This window comes from Aequorivita vladivostokensis (assembly GCF_000952855.1).
Classification (GTDB): Bacteria; Bacteroidota; Bacteroidia; order Flavobacteriales; family Flavobacteriaceae; genus Aequorivita; species Aequorivita vladivostokensis.
The window spans coordinates 21005-27948 of record NZ_JSVU01000016.1 but is presented as its reverse complement, the minus strand read 5'-3'; the positions used below and the strand labels follow the sequence as shown (position 1 = coordinate 27948).

Here is a 6944-nt window from a genome sequence, read left to right as displayed (position 1 = left end):
AATTTAGAAGAACTTTTTGAACATCAGCTAAAGGATTTATATAGCGCTGAAGATCAATTGACAAAAGCTTTGCCTAAAATGGTGAAGAATGCCCACAACTCGAAGTTGAAAAAGGCTTTTGAGGACCATTTGGAGGAAACTAAGGAACACAAGGCCCGACTGGAGGAAATCTGTGACGAATTGGATATAGATCCAAAAGGGGAAACCTGTAAGGCCATGAAAGGTTTAATCAAGGAAGCCGAAGACTTTCTTGATGAGGTAAAGGATCCTGAAGTAAAGGATGCAGGAATGATTGCAGAAGCACAGCGGGTAGAACATTACGAAATTTCTGGATACGGCACCGCGGTTCGCTATGCCAAAGAGTTAGGCCACGATTCCATAGCCAAAAAGTTGCAAAAAACATTGGATGAGGAATATCAGGCCGATGAGACGCTAAACGATCTCGCAGAGGACAGACTAAATAGAAAGGCCAAGTAAACCTTCCCTACTTACAAAAGCCCGTTAAAAAACGGGCTTTTTTATGAATTTAAATCTTCAGTACATAATATCCCACGTACACCTACCGTAAAACCAGATGCTAATGGAAATTGAACAAATTTTAGGGTACGCGGCCGGCACCCTGACCACTCTGGCCGTTCTGCCCCAAATTATTAAATCATGGAAAACGAAAAAGGTTATGGATGTCTCCCCTTTAATGTTTTCAATTTTAATCCTTGGAGTTGGTCTCTGGACAGTATATGGCTTCGTGAAAATGGATTTGCCCATCATAATATTTAATGGCATCTCCTTTCTGCTGAACGGCTCTATGCTTATCATTATGCTATTTTATCAAGCAGACGATAAATAATCAATACATCGAGAACATGGATATAACCCACTTTTTTCAAAGCCATGGGATTAAGGAGACGATTTTAATTTATTAAATTCCTACTTGCAATGGACCACCGGAAACGTTTGTAATTAGTTGGAGCCCTCAATGTTAAGGGCACCTATACGTGGCATCTTGACTTCAACCGCCGCACAACTAAGGGAAAAATCATCCCTTACAAACCCCTTGTCTATAGCCAACCCTAAAGTATCAAACCACCTTGAGCCAACTGCGATAACCATAAGGCAGGAAATCTCGCCGTCAATACTTTTTATTTCTATTAAAGTTTTGATAATAGCACAGGCAAATACGTGGGACGGACTTATATTTAAAACAAAAAACTATGAAAAAGAAGAAAATCATGATTACAGGAGCTGGTTCCGGCTTGGGAAAGGGAACAGCGATCGGCCTGGCAAAGGCAGGACATACCGTGATTGCCGCCATTCACACTTGGGAGCAAATGTCGCGTTTTATTACGGACATAAAGGAAACCGAGTTTGAGAAAAATATAGAACTTCTGAAATTGGATATCCTCGATCCTATTGATTGCGAAAAGGCCTGGCAATACGACTTGGATATTTTAGTAAATAACGCCGGAATAGGGCAAACAGGTCCCTTGGCGGAAATTCCCGTAGGGTTGATGCGGGAAGTAATGGAAACCAATGTTTTTTCTACCTTGGAATTTTCGCAACCCATCATCCGCAGAATGGTGGAGAAGGGGAAAGGAAAAGTGGTTTTTCTTTCCTCCATAGCAGGGCTAGCCACCCATCCCTATTTGGGGGCCTATAATACAAGTAAACACGCCTTGGAAGCTGTAGCCCAATGCTTGAGGGATGAACTGAAACCTCATGGGGTTACGGTGGCCACCATAAACCCTGGACCCTTCGAAACTGGATTTAACGATAGAATGTACGACACCTATAAACAGTGGTTTGATGAGGATTATAACTTCACCCAAAAGAAACCAATCGAAAAGGCAGCCAAGGAAATGGCTGAAAATCAGTTCGATCCTCAGAAAATGATCGAGAAAATGGTGGCGATTATTCCGCAGGATAAACACGCGTTCCGCACCGTCTTTCCAGAGAAGTTTGAGAAAAAATGTAGGGAATATCAGGAACGCCAGTATGAACTAAAGACCGATACGGTAGATCCTTCCAAAAAATAATCTGTGTTGGGGGCTCCGCGATAGGCCGTAACCGAACTGGTATTAACAATGACTCCCTCTCGTCCATATGCTCGAGGGCAGCACGGGTTATATAGAAATAGGGAAAAAAACCCCATGCTAAATACGGCAAATCGTCTTTACCGCTAACAATAATTAATTCATCATATTTTTTTGAAATGGGCCTTACGGTTCTTTTCCCGTAAGTTCAACATAAACAGATGACAGGATATACTTTGAAAAATAGAGAAATTAGTCTGGATGGCGAAACTTATTCTGATATAAGATCCACAATGCACTTATATTATTACTTGAGTCACCTTAATCCCTAAATGGATTACGCTTTCTTAATATTCCTCCCTACTTTTCAACTCCCAAATCCACGCTTCCCAATTTGTAAAAACTGACCTGCCCCAATAAATCTAATTGAGTAGATGTTTCTTGCAAAAATTATAGGAAATTGGCTTGCATCCGACCAAATGAAATATCTTATACTCATTATAATAGCCTTATCTTCCGTGCTGGCAATAGGCTCTTTATTATTTTACACCAACTTTTAGAACCTCGGTCCTAATTGAAAAGTTTTGGCGTTGGTATGTTCCTATGGCAAAAACCTAATTCTTGTGCTTCCTATTAATAGAGAACAGCTGCCCCCGAATACTTAGTATCAAAAAAATTTCATTTCACAATCAGCCTATCGTATGTTACAGCCGAAACGACAAATGAACTAAAAGGCAATGCGGAACGGAAAATACAATACCCGTAAAATTCCTCAGGAATCCACTATTTCCGACAATAAAAAAGCTCCCAAATATAAATTCCCGGGAGCTCCTTCACCACATCATTAAATTTTAATGCCTATTGTTTCACGATTTTTTTAAAGAATAATTTTCTGTTGCTATCCAATACGCGCACCAAATATGTGCCCACAGCCAAGTTTGAAATATCTACCCTGGAAGTATCTTCCCTATCCAATACCTTGGCACCCAATAGCGTATAAAGGGTTACTCGGTTCACGCTTGAGTTTTTTAGACTGATATTCAATACCTCAGAGGCAGGGTTGGGATAAATGGCTATTTCCTTATCGCCATTTCCAAAATCTGGGAATCCGGCAACATTCAAATCTACTGTATATTCTACCAGACCAAGGTCAAAGGAGCCGATGAAGGCCGTCACGGAATTTTCGCCAAACAGATAGGAGGAGGAACCCGAGCCTATACCCAACAATTGTTCATTATTGATGGACGCCCACGTTTCTCCTCCATCGGTAGAGTAATGGAGTGTAAATTCAGAAAATTCCGAACTGTATGTGGAAGCCATCATCGCCCCTTCCGTTTCGGTTGAAAAGGCTACATTAAAAACCAGGGAAGTGGTTTTTCGCATCCAGTTTTCACCTCCATCCGCTGATATAAAAATGCCTTTTGAGCTTGCCAAGGCCATTCGGTTATTATCCAACGGATCTCTTTGCAGGTCAAAAATGAGGTCATTGGCACCCATAACCTCTAGGCCACTGCTATTGTTGGTCCAAGTGGCGCCACCATCCATCGAGGAATACACTTCTATACCAACCGGCATTATAATTTTTCCTGTAGCATCAATAAGTATTTCATGGATGTAATCAAGACTGGGTAAAGTGATATCGGTTACCGAAATATTGTTAATGTCGCTAAAATCTATTCTCTTTAACTGGGTTTCACTCGGTTCGAAGCCTCCGAAGGCTGCCAAAATGGTCTGGGGAGCATTTGGGAAGGTTGCTACGGCAGTCAGTCTATTGGCGAAAATCATCAACAATTCGCTTTCGGTAGCACCATTGTCGTTGCTCATTCTAAGGCTAGACCCCATAAAACTGGAGGAAAAGGTGTAAACACGATTTGGCGTAACCTTATCTGCATATTGCGTTTGGCCAGGAGTGTTTGAGAAAATATTCAAGGGTACAATATCATAAGGCGTATCGGTACCGGTATTGAGGTCGCGATGCACGTAGCCGAATTGAACGCCGTAATATAGATTGGCATTCGCACCATTTAAATACATATCTATATTTCCCGTACTAACAAAATAGGGGCTTTTGGACCAACTCAGGGTTTCGCCGCCATCGGAAGAAAATAAGGGAACATAGTTGGCACTGATAAAAATTTCCTCAGAATTTTGCGGATTGTAACTCGCCTGCAGCCCATAATAGTAACTCTGCGGGTCATCATCCGGATAAACAAAGTTCTCCCAAGTATTGCCCCCATCTTCCGAAATTGCAATTTCATTTTCTTCCAATACTATGATTTGTGAGGGGTTGTTCTCATTAAAACTTATTACGTTGATGCAATCCAAAATTCCAGCTGTCCAAGTGATAGGAACAATATTAAAATTTTCGCCCCCATCAATGGATTTATACAGGTTTTCAACGGTACCTCCAAAACTGATGCCCGTACCCATCAGAACATGTTGATGGTTTGCCGGGTCAAAACTTATGGGATCCAAAATGATTCCAGGAAGTTTCTCTTCCCATGTCTGCCCCGCATCCTCAGACACAAAGAGACCCCCGTCCACCCCGGTACTGCCATTGCCCCGGGTGAGAAAAATTTTATCGGGATTGTTTGGGCTTATGGCTACGTCGTTTAAGAATACGGTGTCATGGTCATTGGTGTAGTAGATCATATTCCAATTATTGCCTCCATCGGCCGTGTAAAAAGTCTTCCCCTCAGTACTCATTCCTACTGGAAAGTTGGTATCGACCAATAAGATATCGGTATCGCCGTCATAAAAATCGTATGAAGTAACATAGGCGCTATCCATCCGGTTTGGCAATGGGAAGGATTTTACAATGGCCGCGGTGGCAATATCGTATATTCTTATTTCATTTAAACTGCTATTCGGCAAATATGCCGAAAAGGTGAGGGCCGTGCCATCTGGCGAGAGTTTTAAATCGCGGATGCTCGCTCCCTGTCCAATGAAAAGGGAATATAAAATATCCCAGCTGGCACCATTATCCTCAGAAACTACTATGTGGTTTCCAAGAGTTACGGCATACACCTTATTGGGCACGTTGGCATCATAGGTAACATCAAACAGCCGCCCGAAATCATCCGAACCGGTCACCTCAAACTGGGCGTATAGGGCAGATTGAAAAATAAATATTACAACAAAGAGAAGGGTAAATTTTTTCATATTTAAAAATTTTTAGTGGAACCCAATATTCAGGAATTATCTTCAATAGCCCTAAAAATTCATCCTAATTAGTGCGACGGCTTTTAGAAAAAGCGTGACATCCCCTATTAAAGTGTTGTAATATAAGGATATAAGGCAGCGCTATCTTCCAGCCCAATTTTATTGCTAATTCGCTCTTTCCGCTTGCGGGTGGCCTCGACGGTTATATTAAAGAGGGAGGCTATTTCCTTGGTAGTAAGATCCATATATAGATAACTTAGATATCGAATATCATTGGCCGTCAATTCGGGGTGGTTATTGCGAAGCTTTGTAAGCCACCCATGGTTCACCTCTTCAAAATGGGTGAGAAAGCTTGCCCATTCCGAGTCGTTTTTGAGCAGTTTTTTAAGTTCCTTTATTTTAGTGGATAAAAATGCATTGCGCGCAACTTCAGATTGGTGGGTCAAACTGTTGATAACCTCCTTTATCAATTCATTGCGCCCCGAAATTTGAAGGGCCTTTGCCGCTAACTTCCTATTTCTATTTTCTATTTCATTCTTTAGGCGTTCCTGCTCCAGCATAGCTACCGCCTCCTTGGCGTGCAATTGCTTTTCGAGCAGGAGGTTGTCACTTTCTTTTTTCTGAAGTTCCAATTCTATAAATTCCCTATTCTGTTGATGCAATCTTTTTCGCTGCTTATTTTTTATATAGCTGTTGTACAAGGCCCAGGCAATTAGCAAAATACACAAAAAGAAAATACCCAAAAGGCTGTATAGGGTTGTGCGTTCCTTTTGCCGCAGTTCCCGGCTCTGTTGCAATTCTCTTCTATAATCGGCAATTTCAAACTTTACCCGGTTGGTTTCAAACAATCGGCCATTTTTCAGTTGGTTTAGCGATTCGGTGAGGGAAATAATGGAATCCTTTGCTGTTAGGGCCTTATCGTATGCTCCATTTTTAATATATACCTCAGCCAATTGCCCATAAGCGCTTATTTGATGTTCAGGATTTACAGCAGCCTTTTGGGCAGCCTGTGCATATTCAATGGCCTGACTTATGTCTCCCATATCTGCCGCAATATTGGAAAGCAATACCAATATGGAAATCCGCTCTTCACTAAAGGCAATGGCATCCAATTCTGGCAGTATTTTTTCTGCCAGGGCTTTTGCAGCGGGGAGCTCTCCCCGTTTGTAATGGTTCTCGGCCAAGGCTATTTCTACCAAAATAGCCAGGGAAGGCTCCTTTTTCAGCATTTCCTTTGCCTCTGCCAAATAGGTAGCGGCCTGCTCTATTTTATCCTGTTGATTGGATACGATCCCAAGATTCACGGCATATAACCCAATTTTCACTTTTCCCTTATGCGCTTTGGCCAATACATAGGCCTTGGAGAAATACTCTTCTGCCTTTTGGAAGTCGCCTTCCTTACTATAGAGAATTGCAATGTTGTTAAGCACAATCATCTCTTCATTTCCATCCAAGTATTTTAAGGCTATGGTATATGCCTCCAGATAGTTGTCCAGTGCCTCCCCGTAATCCAACATGGAATAATAATTGGCCCCTATGTTGTTGATGGCCAAAAACTGCTGCTTATGCCATTGGTTTTCTTCGGCAACCGTGCGTACTTTGGTCAATAATTCCAATGATCGGGAATATTCCTTATTACTTCTCGCATTTATTCCCTGCAGCAAAAGACTGTCCAATTCTGCTGTACTCTGGGCCAGCAAAAAAGGGCCGAAAAGGAGAAATAAGAATATAGAGATTACTTTCATAAACCTA

At 41.8% G+C, this 6944-nt stretch carries 5 protein-coding genes; 3 read left to right on the top strand and 2 right to left on the bottom strand.

What is annotated here, in order from left to right; genetic code table 11:
- From MB09_RS15125 to MB09_RS15115, 3 genes are all read left to right on the top strand, one after another.
- On the top strand, positions 1 to 477 hold a 477-nt coding region (locus tag MB09_RS15125), incomplete at its 5' end, for a YciE/YciF ferroxidase family protein (RefSeq protein ID WP_045081763.1).
- 103 nt (positions 478 to 580) lie between these two features.
- On the top strand, positions 581 to 847 hold the full coding sequence (locus tag MB09_RS15120) for a SemiSWEET transporter (RefSeq protein WP_045081765.1): 267 nt from the start codon (positions 581 to 583) through the stop codon (positions 845 to 847).
- A gap of 364 nt (positions 848 to 1211) precedes the next feature.
- Positions 1212 to 2033 (top strand): SDR family oxidoreductase, encoded by an 822-nt coding sequence (locus MB09_RS15115; protein ID WP_045081762.1) that lies wholly within the window; start codon positions 1212 to 1214, stop codon positions 2031 to 2033.
- A gap of 855 nt (positions 2034 to 2888) precedes the next feature.
- Here MB09_RS15115 and MB09_RS15110 read toward each other — a convergent pair.
- The gene (locus MB09_RS15110) at positions 2889 to 5192 is read right to left on the bottom strand and encodes a T9SS type A sorting domain-containing protein (RefSeq protein WP_045081761.1); all 2304 of its coding nucleotides are present in this window, start codon (positions 5190 to 5192) and stop codon (positions 2889 to 2891) included.
- A gap of 107 nt (positions 5193 to 5299) precedes the next feature.
- Positions 5300 to 6937: a tetratricopeptide repeat protein gene (locus tag MB09_RS15105; RefSeq protein ID WP_045081760.1), complete on the bottom strand. Its 1638-nt coding sequence runs from the start codon at positions 6935 to 6937 to the stop codon at positions 5300 to 5302.
- Between the last annotated feature and the right edge of the window lie 7 nt (positions 6938 to 6944).